Annotated in this window: 20 protein-coding genes and 1 pseudogene; 1 reads left to right on the forward strand and 20 read right to left on the reverse strand. The window is 31.6% G+C overall.

Annotated features, from left to right (window positions below; translation table 11 throughout):
- Positions 1-8: 8 nt before the first annotated feature.
- From rlmH to DWV06_RS12105, 17 genes and pseudogenes are all read right to left on the reverse strand, one after another.
- Complete coding sequence (rlmH, locus tag DWV06_RS12025) at positions 9-488, reverse strand: 23S rRNA (pseudouridine(1915)-N(3))-methyltransferase RlmH (RefSeq protein ID WP_115482424.1); 480 nt, start codon at positions 486-488, stop codon at positions 9-11.
- A gap of 101 nt (positions 489-589) precedes the next feature.
- Entirely contained in the window at positions 590-1,978 is a 1,389-nt protein-coding gene (gene gltA, locus DWV06_RS12030) for an NADPH-dependent glutamate synthase (protein WP_115482425.1), read from the reverse strand.
- Complete coding sequence (locus DWV06_RS12035) at positions 1,975-2,865, reverse strand: sulfide/dihydroorotate dehydrogenase-like FAD/NAD-binding protein (protein ID WP_115482426.1); 891 nt, start codon at positions 2,863-2,865, stop codon at positions 1,975-1,977. The genes gltA and DWV06_RS12035 overlap by 4 nt, the downstream gene beginning before the upstream one ends.
- 105 nt (positions 2,866-2,970) lie before the next feature.
- The gene (locus DWV06_RS12040; protein WP_115482427.1) at positions 2,971-5,409 is read right to left on the reverse strand and encodes an FtsK/SpoIIIE family DNA translocase; all 2,439 of its coding nucleotides are present in this window, start codon (positions 5,407-5,409) and stop codon (positions 2,971-2,973) included.
- A 13-nt stretch (positions 5,410-5,422) separates the two neighbouring features.
- Positions 5,423-6,298, reverse strand: coding sequence for an undecaprenyl-diphosphate phosphatase (locus tag DWV06_RS12045; protein ID WP_115482428.1), 876 nt, complete (start codon positions 6,296-6,298; stop codon positions 5,423-5,425).
- Positions 6,299-6,393: 95 nt separating this feature from the next.
- The gene (locus tag DWV06_RS12050; RefSeq protein ID WP_162300625.1) at positions 6,394-7,719 is read right to left on the reverse strand and encodes a VanW family protein; all 1,326 of its coding nucleotides are present in this window, start codon (positions 7,717-7,719) and stop codon (positions 6,394-6,396) included.
- Positions 7,720-7,908: 189 nt separating this feature from the next.
- Positions 7,909-8,577 carry a ClpP family protease gene (locus tag DWV06_RS12055; RefSeq protein WP_115482430.1) on the reverse strand — a complete coding sequence of 223 codons (669 nt, stop codon included), beginning with the start codon at positions 8,575-8,577 and terminating at the stop codon, positions 7,909-7,911.
- Between the two features lie 155 nt (positions 8,578-8,732).
- On the reverse strand, positions 8,733-9,347 hold the full coding sequence (locus tag DWV06_RS12060) for an ATPase (protein WP_115482431.1): 615 nt from the start codon (positions 9,345-9,347) through the stop codon (positions 8,733-8,735).
- Positions 9,348-9,359: 12 nt separating this feature from the next.
- Positions 9,360-9,845 (reverse strand): pantetheine-phosphate adenylyltransferase, encoded by a 486-nt coding sequence (gene coaD / locus DWV06_RS12065; protein ID WP_115482432.1) that lies wholly within the window; start codon positions 9,843-9,845, stop codon positions 9,360-9,362.
- A gap of 26 nt (positions 9,846-9,871) precedes the next feature.
- Positions 9,872-10,423 (reverse strand): 16S rRNA (guanine(966)-N(2))-methyltransferase RsmD, encoded by a 552-nt coding sequence (gene rsmD / locus DWV06_RS12070; RefSeq protein ID WP_115482433.1) that lies wholly within the window; start codon positions 10,421-10,423, stop codon positions 9,872-9,874.
- Positions 10,424-10,561: 138 nt separating this feature from the next.
- Positions 10,562-11,563 (reverse strand): electron transfer flavoprotein subunit alpha/FixB family protein, encoded by a 1,002-nt coding sequence (locus DWV06_RS12075; RefSeq protein WP_115482434.1) that lies wholly within the window; start codon positions 11,561-11,563, stop codon positions 10,562-10,564.
- Positions 11,564-11,589: 26 nt separating this feature from the next.
- On the reverse strand, positions 11,590-12,384 hold the full coding sequence (locus DWV06_RS12080) for an electron transfer flavoprotein subunit beta/FixA family protein (RefSeq protein ID WP_115482435.1): 795 nt from the start codon (positions 12,382-12,384) through the stop codon (positions 11,590-11,592).
- 67 nt (positions 12,385-12,451) lie between these two features.
- Positions 12,452-13,600: an acyl-CoA dehydrogenase family protein gene (locus DWV06_RS12085; RefSeq protein ID WP_115482436.1), complete on the reverse strand. Its 1,149-nt coding sequence runs from the start codon at positions 13,598-13,600 to the stop codon at positions 12,452-12,454.
- A gap of 482 nt (positions 13,601-14,082) precedes the next feature.
- A pseudogene (locus DWV06_RS12090) lies at positions 14,083-14,283 on the reverse strand (small, acid-soluble spore protein, alpha/beta type); the annotation flags it as partial.
- Positions 14,284-14,455: 172 nt separating this feature from the next.
- Positions 14,456-16,507 (reverse strand): ATP-dependent DNA helicase RecG, encoded by a 2,052-nt coding sequence (gene recG / locus DWV06_RS12095; RefSeq protein ID WP_115482437.1) that lies wholly within the window; start codon positions 16,505-16,507, stop codon positions 14,456-14,458.
- A gap of 63 nt (positions 16,508-16,570) precedes the next feature.
- Positions 16,571-18,229: a DAK2 domain-containing protein gene (locus DWV06_RS12100; RefSeq protein WP_115482438.1), complete on the reverse strand. Its 1,659-nt coding sequence runs from the start codon at positions 18,227-18,229 to the stop codon at positions 16,571-16,573.
- 16 nt (positions 18,230-18,245) lie between these two features.
- A complete protein-coding gene (locus DWV06_RS12105) occupies positions 18,246-18,602 on the reverse strand; it encodes an Asp23/Gls24 family envelope stress response protein (RefSeq protein WP_115482439.1) in 357 nt (118 codons plus the stop codon).
- Between the two features lie 222 nt (positions 18,603-18,824).
- On the opposite strand from DWV06_RS12105, the gene rpmB reads away from it, so the two are divergent.
- Positions 18,825-19,010 (forward strand): 50S ribosomal protein L28, encoded by a 186-nt coding sequence (rpmB, locus tag DWV06_RS12110; protein ID WP_115482440.1) that lies wholly within the window; start codon positions 18,825-18,827, stop codon positions 19,008-19,010.
- A 300-nt stretch (positions 19,011-19,310) separates the two neighbouring features.
- On the opposite strand, the gene DWV06_RS12115 is transcribed toward rpmB, so the two are convergent.
- The 3 genes from DWV06_RS12115 to DWV06_RS12125 form a co-directional block, all read right to left on the reverse strand.
- Positions 19,311-19,712: a GerW family sporulation protein gene (locus tag DWV06_RS12115; RefSeq protein ID WP_115482441.1), complete on the reverse strand. Its 402-nt coding sequence runs from the start codon at positions 19,710-19,712 to the stop codon at positions 19,311-19,313.
- Positions 19,713-19,738: 26 nt separating this feature from the next.
- On the reverse strand, positions 19,739-20,539 hold the full coding sequence (locus DWV06_RS12120) for a DUF2953 domain-containing protein (protein ID WP_205027765.1): 801 nt from the start codon (positions 20,537-20,539) through the stop codon (positions 19,739-19,741).
- A gap of 139 nt (positions 20,540-20,678) precedes the next feature.
- Positions 20,679-21,017 (reverse strand): hypothetical protein, encoded by a 339-nt coding sequence (locus DWV06_RS12125; RefSeq protein WP_235828954.1) that lies wholly within the window; start codon positions 21,015-21,017, stop codon positions 20,679-20,681.
- Positions 21,018-21,207 lie beyond the last annotated feature (190 nt).

Genomic DNA, 21,207 nt, shown 5'->3' on the forward strand with positions numbered 1-21,207 from the left:
AAACTCACTTATTTATGATATGGTTCTTTTTTTATAATTCTATAACTACGGTATATCTGTTCTAATAAAATAACTCTCATAAGTTGATGCGGAAAAGTCATTTTAGAAAAACTTAACAATTCATCAGCCTTTTTCAGTACTTGTTCATCGAGACCCAGTGAACCTCCAATAATGAAAACGATATGGCTGATACTATTTAATCCTAAATGTTCTATCTTTTCTGCTAATTGAGGTGAATCTAGTTGGTGGCCTTCTATTGCTAATGCGATAATATAGTTATCAGGTTTTATATGCTTCATTATTCGAATAGCTTCTTTTTCCTTAATTTGTTTCACTTCTCCTTGTGAAGCTTTGTCTGGAGTTTTTTCATCTATCACTTCGATTATTTCTAAATTACAATATCTGCTTAATCTTTTGCTATACTCTTCAATCGCCTTCATATAATAATTCTCTTTTATTTTGCCAACAGATATAATTGTTATTTTCATGTTACTCTCCTTTAATTTAAAATGGGAATAACCTAAGTTATTCCCATATCATCTATTTTCAAGAGATTTGCTTTGATACCTTGAAAATATCATTTGATTCTCTATTTACTTGATAAAAATTCATGAATACCTTTTGCGCCTGCTCTTCCGGCTCCCATAGCTAAGATTACCGTAGCTGCACCTGTTACAGCATCACCGCCTGCGTATACACCTTCTTTAGATGTTTTTCCTAACGTTTCATCTGCAATGATACATTTACGTTTATTAACATCTAATCCTTTTGTTGTAGAAGAAATCAAAGGATTTGGTGAGGTACCTAATGACATAATTACTGTATCTAGTTCTAATTCGAATTCAGATCCAGCTATTTCAACAGGACGTCTTCTTCCAGATTCATCAGGTTCACCCAGTTCCATACGAATACATTTCATACCTTTTACCCAGCCATTATCATCAACTAAAATTTCAACCGGATTTGTTAACAAGTCAAAGATTACGCCTTCTTCTTTGGCATGATGTACTTCTTCTACTCTAGCCGGAAGTTCTGATTCACTTCTTCTATATACAACATGAACTTCAGCACCTAATCTTAATGCAGTTCTAGCCGCATCCATTGCTACATTTCCACCACCAACAACAGCTACTTTCTTACCTGTAATAATTGGAGTTGCATACTTGGAATCAAATGCTTTCATTAAGTTGTTTCTTGTCAAATATTCATTCGCTGAAAATACACCATTTGCATTTTCTCCAGGTATTCCCATAAACATTGGAAGTCCAGCACCGGAACCAATGAATACTGCTTCAAACCCTTCTTCTTCTAATAATTCATCTATTGTAATTGATTTTCCAATAACAACATCAGTTTCAATTTCTACACCTAAAGCTTTTACATTGTCTATTTCAGGTGCAACGACACCTGCTTTGGGTAAACGAAATTCAGGAATACCATATACCAAAACTCCACCAGGTTCATGTAATGCTTCGAAAATAGTAACCTCATATCCCATTTTAGCTAAATCACCAGCACAGGTCAAACCGGATGGACCGGATCCAATAACTGCAACTTTATGACCATTCGTTTTCGCAGGTCTTTCAGGTTTTATATTATTTTCTCTAGCCCAATCTGCAACAAAACGTTCTAATTTACCGATTGAAACCGGCTCATTTTTTATACCAACAATACATTTTCCTTCACACTGTGATTCTTGTGGACATACACGGCCACATACTGCAGGCAGTGCAGAAGCTTCTCCAATAATTTTTGAAGCTTGTTCTATATTACCATTCTTTACTTCCTGAATAAATCCTGGTATATCAATAGAAACCGGACAACCTGAAACACATTTTGGGTTCTTACAATTTAAACAACGTTCCGCTTCTTGCATAGCTTCTTCTTTAGAATATCCTAAACAGACTTCATCAAAATTTGTAGCACGGACTTTAGGATCTTGTTCTCTAACTGGTACTTTCTTTGATACGATCACTATTTTTCACCTCCACAATGTCCACATCCACCATGATGTGTATCTCCCTCTTGAAGTTTCAAGATTTCTCTTCCTTCTTCACTTTTATACATTTGTTGTCTCTTCATTGCTTCATCAAAATTAACAAGATGACCATCAAACTCCGGACCATCTACACAAGCAAATTTAACTTCATCTCCTACGGTAACGCGACAGGCACCACACATTCCAGTACCGTCTACCATAATTGGATTTAAAGATACTATCGTTGGAAGATCAAGTTCTTTCGTCAACAAGCAAACAAATTTCATCATAATCATAGGACCGATTGCGATACAACAATCATATTTAATTCCTTGATTTTGAACTAAATCTTTTATTACTTCTGTAACCATTCCTTTTCTTTCATAGGAACCATCATCAGTAGTGATATATAAATTACCGGCTGCTTTTCTCATTTCATCTTCCAAAATCAACATGTCCTTCGTTTTGGCTCCAACAATTACATCGGCATCTATTCCATGTTCTTTTAACCATTTTACTTGTGGATATACAGGCGCAGTACCAACACCGCCGGCTACAAATAATATTTTTTTATTTTTTAATGATTCAATATCTTCTTCAATAAGTTCCGAAGCACATCCTAAAGGGCCAACGAAATCTTTAAATGAATCTCCTTTTTTCAATTTTGCCATCATTTGTGTAGATGCTCCAATTGTTTGAAAAACAATTGTAACAGTTCCAGCTTTTCTGTCATAATCACAAATTGTCAAGGGAACTCTCTCACCGGTTTCATCCATAATAACTATTACAAATTGACCTGGTTCGCATGATTTTGCAACTCTAGGAGCTTTAACATCCATTAAATAAATGTTATTCGTAAGTTCTCTTGCATTTACTATCTCAAACATAAAATTCCTCCCACATTATTATATTGATAAGTCATTCACATATAGAATATATAATAATTCATCTCTGCTAAAATAGCAATAGTTTCTCAAAAAATACATATTTTTCTACAAATATTCATCAATATATGACTCAAATTGTTCCATTGACATTAAAACTTTTCTTGGTTTTGTACCTTCTTCTTCACCTACAACCCCTGCATCTGCTAACTGATCCATAATTCGAGCAGCACGATTAAAACCTATTTTAAACATTCTTTGCAGCATTCCTATAGAAGCTTTATCCTTTTCAATAATGAATTTTCCTGCATTAATAAAATAATCGTCTCGTTCATTCACGTTTTCCGATAATCCTACAGCATTTGTTTGTACTACATTCATCTTCTCTTCAATTTCAGAATTATAAGAAACAGGTCTGTTTTGATTTTTTAAATATTCAACTACCTGACCTACTTCTATGTCTGAAACAAAAGCACCCTGTACTCGCTGAGGCTTTGGATATCCTTGAGGGTAAAACAGCATGTCGCCTTTTCCTAATAATTTTTCTGCTCCATTCATATCTATAATTGTTCTTGAATCAACACCTTGAGAAACCGCAAATGCAATTCTGGATGGCATATTGGCTTTAATCAGTCCTGTTATTACATTTACAGATGGTCTTTGTGTCGCAATAATTAGGTGGATACCGGCCGCTCTTGCTAATTGTGCCAAACGACAAATAGCGTCTTCTACTTCACCAGGTGCAACCATCATCAAATCGGCAAGCTCATCAACGATAATGACAATTTGAGGTAATTTTTCCGGTTTATTTTCCCCTTCTAAATCTTTAACAGTCTCTACTTTTGCATTATACCCTTTTAAATCACGCACATTTAAATCAGCAAATTTCTGATATCTGTCTGTCATCTCAGTTACAGCCCAATGCAGAGCTCCGGAAGCCTTTTTGGGATCAGTCACAACCGGAATATATAAATGAGGAATTCCATTATAAACACTTAGTTCTACAACCTTTGGATCAATCATGATAAGTTTGACTTCATCCGGATGCGCCTTATATAAAATACTCATAATTAATGTATTAATGCAGACAGATTTCCCTGAACCGGTAGCACCTGCTATTAATAGATGAGGCATCTTGGCTATGTCAGTAACAACAACCTGTCCACTGATATCTTTTCCTGCTGCAAATGCAAGTTTAGATGGATGTTTACGAAATTCATCTGACTCAATTAAATCTCTAAATGAAACGGTAACATTTTCTTTATTGGGAACCTCTATCCCAACAGCTGCTTTCCCAGGAATAGGCGCTTCAATACGAATATCTGCAGCTGCTAAATTTAGTTTGATATCATCAGAAAGATTAACAATCTTACTAACCTTAACGCCTTGTTCCGGCTGAAGTTCATATCGAGTAACCGCAGGACCACGGCTAACATTTGTTACGATTACTTTTACTCCAAAATTCTGCAATGTTTTTTGTAATTTTAATGCAGTCTCCCGTAATGCTTTATCTGAATCCCCCAATTGTTTTCCTGATGGTTTGCTCAAAAGACTATATGGGGGAAATACATAATTCTCATTTCCACCAACTTTTTGTTCATTTATAGAACTAGAGACTTTTGAGATTTCTTCTTTATTTTTTTCAGTATTCTTTTCTCTCTTAATAGGTTTGCTTTTAGGTTCCGGTACAATTTCAGGCTCTGTCTCAACCTTTATTTGTTCTTGATATAAATTGTGCACTTTATCACGATCTAATTCTGATTCTAAAATATTACCCTCAAAATCATTTAATCCTTCTATATTAAAATCATTAAAATTTTCATCCAGCTTGACTTCCTTCAATTCTGGTGATGTTGCTGATTTCATCGTCTCTGGTTTTGACAATTTCGTATTAAATGCTACTCCCGTAACCTTTTTATTAGCTCTATTAATATTTTTTCGCTGTGCTTTTTGTTCTTTATATTTTTCTCTTCGTCTAATAGCATCTTTTTTGGCTGAAGAATAGACTTTTTCACTACTTTTCTTTACACCACCAAAAAAAGACTTTTCAGTTAATAATACAACTGAAATAATTACCAATATTATTGTAATAACGTAAGCTCCTGCTAATCCAAAAGCATTACTTAATAAACCGGCAAATATGCCTCCAACTACTCCGCCACCTAATTTAGTAGTAAATGAAAAATCATAATTTTTTACTATTGATGTACTCATATTTCCACTTGCTAACTGTAAAAAAGTACATAGAGCTAGAAATAGTAAAACAACTGCAATTAGTTTTAAAAATGCAATTTTATTTTCTCTATTTGAAACACCAAAAGCACACCCTAAGAATAATACGAAAGGAAATACATATCCCATTATGCCAAAAAGTCCAAATATGATGCCACTGACTACTTTTCCTATCGCTCCACCCATCTCTAAATTACTAATTACTAGTAATATAGAAACTGTTAATATGAATAAGAGAAAAATTTCATCTTTTATGAAGTTTTGATCTTTTTTATTTTTATTCGTTTTTCGTTTTCTACGTATATTTCCAGCCATAAACCGGCTCCTCCTATTTCATATAAATATATCCTCCAATTGCAAGGAATCCTGCTAAAAAGCAATAAGTTGCAAAGTATTTAAGTTTCTTATGCTTCACAATCACCAACAACATTTTTATACAAATATAGCCAACCACAGCAGCTATAAAAGCTCCCAAAATATAATATAATATTTCCGGTAATGCAAAATCTTTGATTTCTATATATTTTAATTTTATTATCAATGCGCCTAACATTGTTGGGATAGACATAAGAAAGGAATACTTAACAGCAAATTTTCTATCAAACTTACTTAAAAGACAAGCTGAAATACAAATACCAATACGTGATATTCCTGGAAAAACGGAAATACCCTGACAAATTCCTATCATAAATGCGTTCACATATGTAACATGTTTAGGAGTTTTTTCCCCATTATCCAGATAATCTGTAAAAAACAAAATTATACTTGTAACTAATAGGCCTATACCTGGTATAAACAAAAAATTAACGAAGTACTCTACTAAGTTTTTAGAAATATAGCTTACAATTCCAGCAGGAATGACAGAAATAATCAATAAAATTACAAATTTACGATAACTTGAAGTTATAATCCTTCTATATTCTTTCTCCTGTTTCTGAAATAGATTTTGAAAGAAAGTCATTAAATTAACATTAAAATCACCAATCATAAAAAAAAACTCTAAAGTCAACTTTTTAATATCTCGGAAATAAACAATAGTAACAGCTAATACTGTCCCAAGATGAAGAAGAATATCTAAAATTATTCCTACATCATTCTCTTGAAAGCAACTCTTTAAAAATACCATGTGTGCAGAATTACTAATTGGAAAAAATTCAGTAATACCGTGGACAATCCCCATTATAATTGTTTTTAAAAATGTCATATAATCCTCCCTTTATTACTCTTCTGTCCCTCATTGCAAACATATGTTTGCATCTTTATGTACTTTAAGATTATACCATTTTTATATTCATATGTCTAACCTTTCTTTGATAGATATCGATCCTTATGTAAAAAAATACTTTTTATGAGAGAACCATCCTTATAAACATCAAGATATGCAGTTGCTGAAAAACTACTATGTCGGACTGATCGTGGTTCATATGTATATCCTTCCAATGCGTTTTCACCAGAATAAATTTTATAAATCAGAGAATTACCATTATTCTCAGCTTCTATATAGATTGGATAAGATAATGTATTTGTAAACATTAAGTCTTTAGATCCTGTAGTGACAGCTGCATCTAATCCAAGAGGTACATAACTTACTGACATACTATGAGCTTTCCTTACATCTGGAATAATTCCGGCACGTAAAATAGTATTATACATAGTTGTAGCAATCTGACATACACCACCACCTACAGAATCCACAACTCTCCCATTTAAAAATGCTTTCCCTATTAAATATCCATTTTCAATAGTTCTGGGGAGTATGACTTGGTCAACAGAGAATTCATCTCCAGGCATTAGCACAGTGCCGTTAATCCTCGAAGTACCTTTAATAATATTTCTTCCACGAGAACTTGCAGCTATAAAATGTGTCTGAAAAGAAGATATTAAAGTATTGACTTTTTTTAAATCATTTGAATTATAATGTGGCTTTATGATATCCATTTTGCCTTCAATATTAACAACACTTTTCCAATCATTTTTATCTGAGGTATTTTGAATTGCATCAACCAACATTGATTCATTTATTTTCTGTCCATCTACACTTTCTGTAACTTCAAACTGGTCATTGTCAGCTAAGGATATGTTGGCTTCTACCGGTGCAACAAAACAATTTTGAGCTAAATTACTTACATATTCTTGAACAATTTCACCATTGAGGGAATAATCAAATGTAATGATGATTTTACTGCCCAGCTTTCCATTTTTTATTACTTCCAGTTGTTTTCCAATTGTTTTTTCTTTATCTGTTTTTATTAAAAAATCTGCAATCTGATCGTTAGTATATTCAGTTGGATTTCCGTTAATCAGTACCTTAATAGTAGGATTGAATGTATCAATAGTATTAACGATTTCTTGATCATTCCATTTGACTTTCACTACTCTGTTTTTTATCTCTGATATTTCATTTTCTAATATGTAAATTATCTGTTCCTTATTCATTCCTTGTAAACATAAATTTCCTATGTACTTATTTCCATAACAAATTGCATGATATTTTTCTATTTGTGTTTTTTGTGTTTTTTCCCTAATCTTAAAAAATACTACTGTCAGCCCTAATATTAAGCAGATAATTGTAAATAGCATTAGAAAGATTTTGAAAATTTTTTTTAATACTCTCTTCCTTATCATTTTCATCTTCCCCTTCTTCTTTTTAAATTGTAGAACTTTTCCTTCTTAAAAATGTCAATTATTTATCGACCTTTTTCAATATATCACATTCTATATACTATCGTAAATAAATAAGGAAGATTTTTGTAGAATTATGTAAAAACGTCATTCTAAACAATATGTATGAATATTGTCTAAAATGACGTTTTTTTACTTTTTAATCATTTGGCGTAATTTTCCGATTGCCTGTTTAATTCCCCCCACTTCATCAATTAGTCCCTCTTCAACAGCCTGATCTCCTACTAATATTGTACCTAAATCTTTTGTTAGAATCCCTTGTTTTAGCATCATTTCTTCAATACGATCTGATTTGATATTGGAATGATTACCAATAAATCCAACGATACGATCCTGGATTAATTTAAAATAATCATATGTTTGTGGTACCCCAATAACAAGTCCATTCATTCTGACCGGATGTATGATCATTGTACCTGAGGGTGTGATAAATGAATAATCTGCTGATACCGCTAGAGGTACACCTATTGAATGACTATCACCTACGACTAAAGATACCGTAGGTACACTCAGTGATGCAATCATTTCTGCAAGAGCTAGTCCAGAGCTACAATCCCCACCAATCGTATTAATAATAATCAACAGTCCCTCAATGTCTTTATCATCTTCTACAGACGCCAGCTGAGGTAAAACATGTTCATATTTTGTCGTTTTTACATTGGAACCTAAGTTTTCATGACCTTCTATTTCTCCAATAATCGATAATAAATGAATCTTTTCACTTTTTTCTCCTTTTTCTAATACAATCTGCCCAACTTCTCGAATACTTTCTTGTTTCTCTTGTTTTTCTTCTTCTTTCATATCAAATAATTTCACTCCTTTTCACAGATTAACTTTAGTTAAGTAATTGCGAAACTAAACGCTAAAGAATAAACTTAGTATATGAAAAGAAGCCTTAATTATACTCTGAACTCAATTTACAGCTAAAAAAAGAGATACACAATGTATCCCTAAAGTTATTTTAAAATATCAGCTTGTACAGAATCTTTCGATTCTTGTTTCTGGTTTATATCTTTCTTTGATTCTTCTGATAAATCAGGTGATAATTCAGAACGATTTGCATTAACGATATCAAAGCATTCCTGCAAAGAATTAATTAATCCTTCATATTTTATTTTTGAAGTATCTAAAGAATGACTTATAATTCCTTGTAAATTCCCCAGCATATCTTGTGTATACTGAATAGCTCCTTCACGTATATTATTTGCATCATTTGTAGCTTTATCTAAAATTTCTTGAGCCTGATTCGTTGCAATTAATACAATTTCATTGGCTTGGGCGTATGCCTGTTGCATAATTTGATGTTCACTGACCAGCTCATTGGTTTGAATCGTGGCTTCTGCGATAATCGCTTCTGCCTTTGCCTGTGCATCTGCCAAAATAGCATCTTTGTTACTAATTATCTTTTGATATCTCTTTATTTCGTCAGGTGTCTTCATTCTTAATTCGGTCAGTAATTCATCTATTTCTTCTTTATTTACAACAATTTTAGAATTTGATAATGGTTGATATTTGCAAGTATTGATATATTCTTCAATTTCTTCTATAATTTGTTCAATTCTACTACTCATTCATTTCTCTCCTTATTCATTTCTCTTATATTTTTCATATATTTTATTTATCATCCAATCTGGAACGAAATGAGAAATATCTCCACCATAAGATGAAATTTCCCTAACAATTGTAGAACTTATATAAGCATATTCTAAACTAGTTGTTAAAAATAAAGTTTCAATTTTATTATTAATTGTATGGTTCATTTGAGCAATTTGTAGTTCGTACTCAAAATCTGTAACGGCTCTTAATCCACGAATAATTACATTTGCTTCTTCCTGAGAAGCAAAATCTACTAATAATCCACAAAAAGATTTCACTTTAACATTTGGAATATGTGAAACCACTTCTTCTAACATAGTAACACGTTCTTTAACAGAAAACAACGGATTTTTTGCACTATTTGTAAGTACTGCAACAATTAATTCATCTACAATACGAGCCGATCTTTCAATAATATCTATATGACCAAAAGTAACTGGATCAAAACTGCCTGGATAAATTGCCCTTGTCATAATCTTCTCCTTTAGCAAAAATATATTTATATTCTACTTAAAAACAAATGTTTATTAGTTTTATATTTTTTCTCTTTCAAAATTTGATATTCCATTTGTTCTACATATGAAAAATTTGTTTCTAGTGATGATTCTATAATAATAATAGTGTTTCTATTAAGAATCGTTGATTCTCTCAAATAATCAAGCACTCTCTTTTCATATTCCTGATTATAAGGAGGATCCATGAATATAAAGTCAAATTCCATTCTACCTTCTAATTTTAATAATGCCTTTGTAATGTCAGCATTTATTATTTCACCCCTGGAATCTAATTTAGTAAATAACAAATTATCTTTGATACAGGAAACAGCCCTTTTATTGTTTTCAACAAAAACAGCATATTCAGCACCTCTACTTAATGCTTCAATACCAATAGCCCCGCTTCCACTAAATAAATCTAAAAAAAACGAATTCCCCAATTCATTTTGAATCATATTAAATAAAGTTTCTTTTATTCGATCAGTAGTAGGCCTTGTATCAGATCCTTCTATTGTTTTTAACGGTAAACTTCTTGCACTTCCTGCAATAACCCTCATCATATTCTCCTTCATGAATAATTTGTCTACAAAATTATACCATATCTCAACCACAAGAAAAAGAGTAAAAATAAATTAATATAAAAAAAGACCTCTGTTCTCAGCATATTGCCAAGAACAAAAGCCTGTATTATTTTATTAATCTTGTTCTGCTTTAATTCTATTAATTTCATCCGTTAATTTAGGAAGAATTGTATTAATATCACCAACAATTCCTAAATCAGCAACACCGAAGATTGGAGCATTTTCATCTTTATTAATAGCTAAGATAAATTCTGAACCTTCCATACCGGCAACGTGTTGTATTGCTCCGGAAATACCACAAGCCATGTATAGATCAGGTCTAACTGTTTTACCTGTTTGTCCAACTTGACGATCATGATCAACCCATCCTGATTCCACTGCGACTCTTGAAGAAGATATTTCTCCGTTTAAAGATTCAGCTAAATTTTTTAACATTTCAAATTTTTCCGGTGAACCAACACCACGACCACCAGAAACCAAAATTTTAGCTTCGGTTATATCTACAGCTTTTTTGTCAGACATAATTACTTGACGTATTTTTACATTCATATCAGCTTCAACAAATTCTATTTTTAATTCTTCTATTTCACCCGTTCTAGAATTATCTGTTGGAAGAGCTTTCATTACGCCTGGTCTAACAGTAGCCATTTGTGGACTGAAATTTTCACATACTATAGTAGCCATAATGTTTCCGCCAAATGCCGGTCTGGTCATTAATAAAAGTTTCGTTTCTTCATCGATATCTAATTTTGTACAGTCAGCTGTAAGACCTGTGTGAACTCTTGAAGCTACACGTGGAGCAAGGTCACGTCCAATGGCAGATGCTCCGTAAAGTACAATATTAGGGTCATTTTCATTAATAATTTTTGTTACTGCTTTTGTATAAGGCTCTGTTACATACTCTTTTAACATTGGATCTTCTACAACAATAACTTTATCCGCCCCATGTTTAATTAATTTTTCAGCATTTCTTTTCACATCGGAACCAATTAACATAACTACAACTTTTTCACCTAAGTCATCGGCTAATTCTCTAGCTTTGCCTACTAATTCGATACCAACTTTTTGAAGTTTGCCATCTCTTTGTTCAGCAAATACGTAAATGTCTTTACTCATTTATATGATCCTCCTTCTAACACAGATTAAATAATGTATTTTTCTTGTAATTTCGCAATGATAGCAGCAACCTTTTCATCAACTGAACCATCAACGATTTTTTCACCGGCACCTTTTGCTTGTTTTGTAAAGGATTGTTTTACTCTTGTACAAGAACCTTTTAAGCCGATGTCTGACATATCAACAGTGTCTTTAATTTCTTCTAAAGTGAATAATTTTACTTCTTTTTCTCTATAAGAATCCATAATTCCACGTACGCTCATATATCTTGGTTCTGCTAATTCTGATAATGCTGTAATTAGACAAGGAGTAGCAACTTCGATAATATGTTTACGATCTTCATACTGCCTTGTAACAATTAATTTGTCACCTTCTACATCAATTGCTTCAGCATAACTTACTTGAGGCAGACCTAATGTTTCAGCTATCTGTGGTCCTACTTGCGCAGTATCACCATCTATAGCCTGACGACCTGTAATAATTACGTCGTATTCTAGTTTTTTTAATGCAGCTGCTATTGTATGTGATGTAGCCCATGTATCAGCGCCTCCAAATGCTCTATCTGATACCAAAATACCTTCATCACATCCCATCGCTAAAGCTTCTCTTAAAGCAACATCTGCCTGAGGCGGTCCCATGGAAATTACAGTAACGGTACTTCCTTCTACTTTTTCTTTTAATTGTAGAGCTGCTTCTACACCTGCTTTATCATCTGGGTTTATAATACTTGGTACACCATCTCTAATTAATGTATTTGTTTTTGGGTCAAGTCTTACTTCTGTTGTATCTGGAACTTGTTTTATACAAACAACAATTTTCATTTTTGTTCTCCTTTCGTCTTATATGCTCTTCTAAGCATGATATAGGAACACCTTTGAGGTGCTTATTTTATCTTCCTACTTTCATAGAACCGGAAATAATCATCTTCATTGCTTCTGATGTTCCTTCGTAGATTTCTGTAATTTTAGCATCTCTATGCATTCTTTCTACCGGGTATTCACGTGAAAATCCATAACCACCCATCAATTGAACACAAGCTCTTGTTACATCATTTGCAACTTCTGATGCATATAGTTTACACATAGCCGCAAGAGGTGCATAATTTTCATGATTATCTTTCGCTACAGCTGCTCTCCAAACCATCAATCTTGCAGCATCTACTTTCGTTTGTAATTCAGCCATTTTAAACTGTGTATTTTGGAAAGAACCAATTGTTTTACCAAATTGTTTTCTTTCTTTTATATATTTTAATGTTTCATCAATTGCTCCTTGAGCGATTCCAACGGATTGCGCACCTACACCAATACGACCACCGGCTAAAGCTGTCATTGCAATTTTATATCCGGTTCCTTCTTTACCACCAACTAAATTTGCTGCCGGAACAACAACGTTTTGGATAGCAACCTCACAGTTTGAAGCAGCACGAATACCCATACGTGGAATATTGTTACCAACTGTTAATCCAGGTGTTCCTTTTTCTACTATAAACGCAGACATTCCTTTTGTTCCCAAAGTTCTATCTGTAATTGCAAATATAATAAATGTATCAGCAAATCCTGAATTTGTCGTAAATACTTTAGAACCATTTAATATATAATTATCTCCATCTTTTACAGCAGATGTTTGCACACCTCCAGCATCTGTTCCAGCACCTGGCTCTGTCAAACCAAAACAACCAACTTTTCTACCATCTACTAATGGACGTAAGTATTTTTCTTTCTGTTCGTCTGTACCAAAATCTAAACTTCCGCAGCATAATGATGTATGTACAGAAAGTGTAATACCTGTACTTGCATCACGTTTTGAAATTTCTTCTATGCATAATGCATATGTTAACACATCTGCTCCAGATCCTCCAATTTCTTTCGCATATGGTATACCGAACATACCGTACTTTTGGAGTTTTGCAATTAAGTCCATAGAGAATTCCTCTGTTTCATCCATTTCTCTTGCAATTGGCTTGATTTCGTTTTCTGCAAATTTACTAAACATTTCTTTTGCCAATAACTGCTCTTTTGATAACTTAAACTCTACCATTTATTTGTCTCCTTTTCTCCACGCGTTTTTTATTTTATTTCTGTCTCACGTGATAAACAGTTTTAGTGCTTCGACTTATAATCTTTAGCTTACTAACTATTTGTATTGTAAGTTAATTTTATTTAATTCATCTTAAATTGTCAAGAGGTATTGTTAAATTTTTAATAATTTTACCTTGCAAATTATGGTATCTCTTGAAACACATAACTAACATTTAACCCTTTCTTACTAATTTTATATAATTTTTAGAACTTATTACAAAGATTTTATAAAAAACAGTTCCCCCAATAGTAAGAACTACTATTGAGGAAACCGTTTATTTCATATTTCTAGTTAATTATATTATTGTCAATTTCTTAAATTTTATTTTTTAATTACAAATTACTTGTTCCTGATACACTTGATACACCAGATAATCCTGATACACCTTGCTGAGTAGAACCACCTTGTGAACCTGTTCCAGAAGAACCTATTGAGTTAGTTCCTGACATTTGTCTTTCTTGTGCTTCAATCATTTTTTTAACCATATATCCTCCAACAGAACCATTCTGTTTAGAAGTAAGGTTACCATTATATCCATTTGTTAAAGGTACTCCTAATTCGCTTGCTACTTCATATTTAAATTTGTCTAATGCACCTTTAGCTTCTGGTATTACCGCTGTGTTTGATGAACGATTTGACATTTATAACGCCTCCTTTGTATTTTTCTAAATTAATTTATCATTTTGTAACTATCATAACTTTATTTTAATTAAAAGCTTTGATTTATGTTACATCCATAGTATGTGATAAAAATCAAAAGATACACAAGTAATTTTTTCATTAAATGACAAAAAATTCATTGTTTTTACTAAATTATAAATTTATTTGTTCCAAATTTTTTAGTTTTTCTATTTGTTCTTTTATCTGGCGATTTTCTTCCGTCTCTAAATTAGGATCATCTTGTAAAATTTGATTAACTTCTTCAGCTGCTAATTGTAATATGGAAGCATCCTGATATATATCTGCTATTTTAAATTCTAAGATTCCACTTTGTCTCTTTCCAAATAAATCACCAGGTCCTCTTAGTTTTAAATCTTCATTTGCAATAAAAAAACCATCATTTGACTGATTTAAAATTTCTAAACGTTTCGTAATACCTTTTTTACTGGAGCTATCTATTAATATACAAAAAGATTGATGTGCACCTCTTCCAACTCTGCCTCTTAATTGATGTAATTGTGCCAAACCAAACCTTTCTGCATTTTCGATTAATATAACACTTGCATTCGGTACATTGATACCTACTTCTATCACTGTGGTTGATACTAATATCTGAATTTCATTCTTAAGAAAACGTTCCATAATTTCATTCTTTTCTTTCCCTTTCATTCTACCATGGAGATATTCGATATTTATAGCGGAAGGAAGTAAATTTTTAAGTTTTTTTGTATAATCAATGACATTCTCAGCATCTAATCCTTCACTTTCTTCAACTAGCGGACAAATAATATAGACTTGTCTATTCTTTTCTACTTCTTTTTGTATAAATCGATAGGCTGTAGGTCGATATTCAGTATTAACAACACAATTTTTAATCGGTAGTCTTTCTGCAGGAACTTCATCTACAATTGAAATATCTAAATCACCATATAATATAATTGCTAATGTCCTAGGTATTGGTGTTGCACTCATTACTAGTATATGTGGCATTTTTCCTTTTTGAGCAAAAATCTCACGTTGTCTTACACCAAATCTATGTTGTTCGTCTGTAATAACTAATGCTAAATTTGCATATTCTACCTTCTCTTGTATTAATGCATGTGTCCCTACTATGATATCCACATCTTGTGATTTGATCTTTTGATAAGCTTCTCTTTTTTCCTTTAGAGTTAAACTTCCAGTTAGTAAAATAACTTTAATTTGCAAATTATAATCATTGAACATTTTAGTCATAGATTCATAATGCTGTCTCGCCAGAACCTCCGTTGGAACCATTAAACTTCCCTGAAATCCATTTTTAACAACTCTAATTAAAGCCATAATTGCCAATATTGTCTTTCCTGAGCCAACATCACCTTGAATCAACCGACTCATAACTTTAGAAGAATCAAAATCTTTTTGAATTTCGTTCCAAACTCGTTTTTGAGCAGCTGTTAATTGATAGGGTAAAGCTCTTTCTAACTGGATTGTTTCATCCACATATTTTAAATGAAAAGGACTTTTTAATTTTTCACAGGCTTCTTTCATTTTTTGCAGATTTAAAATAAATAGAAAGAATTCATCAAAAACTAATCTTTTTCTTGCCAATATTAATTCTTCTTCGTTTAAAGGAACGTGAATCGTTTGTATTGCAAAGTTATATTCTGCCAATTGATGCTTTGTTCGAATTCGTTCTGGAAGATATTCTTGATATATTTCATATTGATTTAAGACTTGCTTAATTGCTTTTATTACTACATTATTCGTCAAACCTGCTGTTAAACTATAAACGGGCTGCATGGAAAACATCTTTTTTTGATATTCTTCTCTAGTAAATATTTGGGGATGATCCATTGTTTTCATCTTTTTTTTCTCATTTATTTTTCCATAAAAGACAAACTTCATTCCTGATTTTAGACTATTTTTTAAATAGGGCATATTAAACCAGGTTATTTTAATCTTTTCATCATCCACTTTTATTGTTGTTGTAATAAGTTTTAATCGACCGATAGTTTTTATTTGAAGTTCTTTCTCTATTAATCCTATGACCGCTACAGGCCTATCTGTATCAATATCTTTTAACGGAGATGGTTCCTTATATATTTCATAATCTCTAGGATAATAATGCAAAAGATCATTTAATTGATATATTCCGATTTTATAAAATAATAATTTAGTTTTTTCACCAATTCCTTTTAAGGAATCGATAGAATCTGTTACTTTCATCTTTTCACCTTCATTCTAAAAGGTCTATGTAAAATATTTATTTTACATAGACCTTAATTAAATCTATTCTACAGAAATAACATAATAATAAATCGGCTGACCGCCCCAGTGTAATTCAATATCACAATTTGTATATTTTTCTTCTAAATCATTAACAAGTGATTTTGCAGTACTTTCTTCTATTTCCTCACCATAATAAATACTAATTAATTCGGAATCAATATCCACCAATTGATCTATCATATCCTTTGTTGTCTCTTTAATATCGGGTCCTACTGATAATATTGAAGAATCACCAATACCCATTATATCATTTTGTGAAATTTCTTTACCATCTATATTGGTATCTCTAACTGCATATGTTACCTGACCGGTTTTTACTCTGACAATTTCTTCAAGCATTTGCTTTTCATTTTCTGTTTGAGATCTATCAGGTATAAAGTTAATTAATGCAGTGATACCTTGTGGAATCGTTTTTGTCGGAATTACAATAACTTTTTTATCTGTTGTTAACTCTTGTGCCTGATTCGCAGCTAGTATAATATTTTTATTGTTAGGTAAAATAAATACATTTTTTGCATTAACGCTTTCAATAGCATTTATCATATCTTCAGTACTAGGATTCATTGTCTGTCCGCCTTCAATAATATAATCAACTCCCAGACCTTTAAAAATTTCATTCATTCCTTCTCCGATTGAAACAGATATAAAGCCTACTTCTTTGGGAGGGACATTTTCTTTCAATTGTTCTTCTGCTTTTTTTTGTGCATCTTTTATCACTTTTTCTTCATGCTCTTCTCGCATATTATCAATTTTAATATTTGTAAGAGAACCATAGGTAAGTGCACGTTGAATCGCCAAACCGGGATCATTCGTATGTACATGCACTTTTACAATATCTTCATCAGATACAACGACAATCGAATCTCCAATTGAGCTTAAATACTTCTTAAACTCAATCTCTGTTTTCTCTAAATATTCATTTTCGAGCATAATAATAAATTCTGTACAATAACCAAATTTAATATCAACATCCGATTGATTATCCGATTTTATTCTATTATCTTGCCCATTAGTAGAAATTGTAAGAGTTACTTCTTTCCCCATAAAAGCATCAAATGCACCTTTTAAAACCTCTAATAATCCTTGACCGCCGGAATCTACAACGCCTGCTTGTTTTAGAACCGGAAGCATTTCCGGTGTTTGGCTCAATACATATTCTGCATGATCAATTACTTTTTCCATAAATATAACTAAATCATCTGATTCTTCTTGAATCGCTAATTCACTTGCTTTATCAGCTGCACCTTTTGCAACCGTAAGGATAGTACCCTCTTTGGGCTTCATAACTGCTTTATATGCAGTTTCAACGGCTTTTTGGAATGCGTTCGCCAAATCCATTGCATCAATTTGATCCAAATCTTTAATTCCTCTCGTAAAACCTCGGAATAATTGCGATAAAATAACGCCAGAGTTTCCTCTTGCGCCTCTTAAAGAACCAAAGGAAATGGCTTTTGCCAGTTCTTCCATAGTTGGATTTTTTAAATTTTTAACTTCTTTTGCTGCAGCCATGATAGTCATTGTCATATTTGTCCCTGTATCTCCATCTGGTACAGGAAAAACATTCAACTCATTAATCCATTCTTTTTTTTGCTCTAGATTTTCTGCACCAGCCAAAAACATCTTGGAAAGCATGCCTGCATCTATTGTATTTTTCACAATGTGTTCCTCCTTAAGACTAATCTATTACTCTTACACCTTCAACAAAAATATTTATTTTTTCTATTTTCATTCCGGTGAACTCTTCAACCTTATATTTTACATTGCAAATCAAATTATCTGCAACGGAAGATATATTAACACCATAAACAACGATTACATGAAAATCTAAAGTAATCATATTATCTTGAATTCGCACATTAATTCCATGTGACAGGCTTTCTTTTTTTAGAAGTTTTACTAAACCATCTTTTACATTCACAGTAGCCATACCAACTATACCAAAACATTCTACTGCGATAGAGCCGGCATACGTTGAAATAACATCTATATCGATTAACACTTTCCCTAACTGTGTATTCATCTGTCCTTTCATATTAGTACCTCCATTTAATTTAATTTATAAACGAGTATTTACTTCATACGTATTAGTATTATAACCTCATTTCCATAAAAATGAAATACAAATTTTAGAAAATTCATTTTTCAATTGGATTTACATGTTATTTCAACAGATTTTTTTAATTTTCACTTGCATTATGAATTGGTATCTGATAAAATACATATGTTGCTTATTAAATGGCAAGGAGGTGCAATCATGGCAAAATGTAGTATTTGTGGAAAAGGTGCTCACTTCGGAAACAATGTGAGTCATTCTCATAGAAAAACAAACAAAATGTGGAAATCAAACATTAAATCAGTTAAATGTAAAGTAAATGGTGCTGCTAAAAAAATTTATGTATGTACTTCTTGTTTGAAATCCGGTAAAGTTGAAAGAGTTTAGGATCAAGAGCTGTCAGAATTAACAAATCGAAAGTTAATTTTGCCAGCCCTTTTTGTATTGAAAGGATGTACACAATTCTACCACTTCTATTATTCTTGAACGTTCTAACAGCAAAATAAGTTGTATCCAATTATTAAAAATAGTACAATTAGTAAAATTCCAATAAAGTCAGTTATAAACAGCATAATTAACATACCAACTGAAATCCAAAATAGTATAAATCCAATTAATTTTCTCATCACACCAAAAAAGCACACACTAATCAATAAATAGTATATGCTAATTTTGATGTTTTATTTCTTATTTCCCTTGTTCTTCATCAAACTCTAGTATAACTTCTTCTACATCAGGGTCTTTGCCTGTTTCTTCTTTCTTTGATGTAAACTTATTTACAAAATCAGGAACCATATCAAGGATTTTAGTTATACTATCTTGATTCTTAACATTTACCAATTTCGTGGTTCCATTTTGAATTACCAATACAGCACTAGGAGATATTTTACCTCCCATACCACCACCACCATTATTTTTCTTTTCTTCTGCAAATGCCCCTGCAGCTACACCAAATGAAACATCAACTAATGGTAATATAATAGTATCCCCAATATGAGTCGCATCTCCTACTACAGTTTTTGTTGTAATAAAATTATCCATTCCTTTAAATAATGATTCTACTGTGGATGTAAAACTATTATCTGTCATCTTTCTTCCTCCTTAACTTCTTTGAGCTATTTTTTTTCTTTCACTGCATCTAATCTACGTAATGCATATTTAATATTTTTATTCCAATATAAACGTATGAATATTTTTAAGAGAACAAATACTTGTACTCTTCCTTTTACAAAAATGCTACCTTCCAGTATTGAATGTTCAAAATTAGGAATTACACTAATATTTTTATGAAATAGGGGATAAAACAAACTAATTCCACCTAATACTTGTCCTGTTAAAGCTGGATCTTCTAATCCAAAATGTAAATACATTTTAAATTTTTTAGGCTTACAATGTTTTAAAAAATATAAGAACTGCTCTTTTATTTTATGAATTGCTAATTTGACTTTTTCATCATTCCAAATATCTTTATATTCTTGACAAGTATTGATTAACATTCTTATTTTATCACAAAATTTCCGGACTGTATATTTTAGATTAATAATTTTTTCTTTTAGTGACAACCAAATGCCTTTTCTTTTTTTACTTTTTTTTGTTGTTTTATTATTTTGATATGATTCTTCTTTAATATTATCAACAGATTCGTTTTTATTATCTTCTATTTTATTTCCAGGGTCTTCATCTATAAAATCATCTTTTTCAATTTTAGAAATTTTAGGACTATTTTTCTTTAATTTTTTTCTATTACTTTTAGTTTTCTTCTTTTTTTGTTTTTCTTCTTTTGAAAAAGGAAGTTTGAAGGGGATTCCTACAATTCTAAGAATCAAATTAAATTGTTTCATTTCATAACGAAAAGAAATGGCCACCAAATGAAAGAGCCAGGATACTGTCCCTTGCATTTTAGTTTTTTCACCCATTTCACCTCTTAGTTTATATTTAATTGGTAAAAACAAAATAAGTAGTAATAGTACCAAGATTACTCCGAGTATTACCAAAAGAACTATTCCTATTATTTTTAGTATAACCCATAATATATGTAGCATATTCTTTAACCTGCTATGAACTTGACATATTTCCTTTCTGACAATTTAAAATAAATTGTCGGATATTAAATTCGCCTGTTTTTTGATATACTTCATCTATAATATCTTTTGCAACAATTAATGCTTCATCATATCCTTTTGCTATTCCGACAATAAATAACTCTCTATTCTTATAATAAGGTTGTAAAAGCTCCGTCACTTGTATGATATCTAACAAATTTTGCTCATTAGACGCTAAAGTAATCACATATCCATTCCAAACAATATGTCTATGTTTTACTTGCCATATGAACTTGAAACGGTCTTTTTTTGCTTTTTCACCAATATATAATTTTCGATACCATTTCATCATTTTTATCTTATCCTTTTAATTCTTCTTTCTAAAGCATTTGCATTGCTTGTATTAGTTAATTCATTCCTCTTTATTTATATATTTTACCAAAACAAGGAAAATAAATCATCAAGATTTAAATAATTTATAAATTTTTTATCTAGAATAGGGATTGCTATGATTTTCTTCCTATAATAGCAAAAAACGTACC

Origin of the sequence: Anaerosacchariphilus polymeriproducens (assembly GCF_003363435.1) — a bacterium.
Lineage (GTDB): Bacteria > Bacillota > Clostridia > Lachnospirales > Lachnospiraceae > Anaerosacchariphilus > Anaerosacchariphilus polymeriproducens.

What these genes read in the sequence shown, in the direction of transcription:
- DWV06_RS12050 (WP_162300625.1), bottom strand. Translation starts at nt 7,719, where the DNA reads ATGATAAGGAAGAGAGTATTAAAAAAAATTTTCAAAATCTTTCTAATG.
- DWV06_RS12120 (WP_205027765.1), bottom strand. Translation starts at nt 20,539, where the DNA reads ATGGGTGAAAAAACTAAAATGCAAGGGACAGTATCCTGGCTCTTTCAT.
- DWV06_RS12085 (WP_115482436.1), bottom strand. Translation starts at nt 13,600, where the DNA reads ATGGTAGAGTTTAAGTTATCAAAAGAGCAGTTATTGGCAAAAGAAATG.
- DWV06_RS12105 (WP_115482439.1), bottom strand. Translation starts at nt 18,602, where the DNA reads ATGAAAGGACAGATGAATACACAGTTAGGGAAAGTGTTAATCGATATA.
- DWV06_RS12055 (WP_115482430.1), bottom strand. Translation starts at nt 8,577, where the DNA reads ATGAAAGAAGAAGAAAAACAAGAGAAACAAGAAAGTATTCGAGAAGTT.
- DWV06_RS12060 (WP_115482431.1), bottom strand. Translation starts at nt 9,347, where the DNA reads ATGAGTAGTAGAATTGAACAAATTATAGAAGAAATTGAAGAATATATC.
- DWV06_RS12075 (WP_115482434.1), bottom strand. Translation starts at nt 11,563, where the DNA reads ATGAGTAAAGACATTTACGTATTTGCTGAACAAAGAGATGGCAAACTT.
- DWV06_RS12035 (WP_115482426.1), bottom strand. Translation starts at nt 2,865, where the DNA reads ATGTTTGAGATAGTAAATGCAAGAGAACTTACGAATAACATTTATTTA.
- DWV06_RS12125 (WP_235828954.1), bottom strand. Translation starts at nt 21,017, where the DNA reads ATGATGAAATGGTATCGAAAATTATATATTGGTGAAAAAGCAAAAAAA.
- rsmD (WP_115482433.1), bottom strand. Translation starts at nt 10,423, where the DNA reads ATGAGGGTTATTGCAGGAAGTGCAAGAAGTTTACCGTTAAAAACAATA.
- rpmB (WP_115482440.1), top strand. Translation starts at nt 18,825, where the DNA reads ATGGCAAAATGTAGTATTTGTGGAAAAGGTGCTCACTTCGGAAACAAT.
- recG (WP_115482437.1), bottom strand. Translation starts at nt 16,507, where the DNA reads ATGAAAGTAACAGATTCTATCGATTCCTTAAAAGGAATTGGTGAAAAA.
- DWV06_RS12040 (WP_115482427.1), bottom strand. Translation starts at nt 5,409, where the DNA reads ATGGCTGGAAATATACGTAGAAAACGAAAAACGAATAAAAATAAAAAA.
- coaD (WP_115482432.1), bottom strand. Translation starts at nt 9,845, where the DNA reads ATGACAAGGGCAATTTATCCAGGCAGTTTTGATCCAGTTACTTTTGGT.
- DWV06_RS12045 (WP_115482428.1), bottom strand. Translation starts at nt 6,298, where the DNA reads ATGACATTTTTAAAAACAATTATAATGGGGATTGTCCACGGTATTACT.
- DWV06_RS12080 (WP_115482435.1), bottom strand. Translation starts at nt 12,384, where the DNA reads ATGAAAATTGTTGTTTGTATAAAACAAGTTCCAGATACAACAGAAGTA.
- rlmH (WP_115482424.1), bottom strand. Translation starts at nt 488, where the DNA reads ATGAAAATAACAATTATATCTGTTGGCAAAATAAAAGAGAATTATTAT.
- DWV06_RS12115 (WP_115482441.1), bottom strand. Translation starts at nt 19,712, where the DNA reads ATGACAGATAATAGTTTTACATCCACAGTAGAATCATTATTTAAAGGA.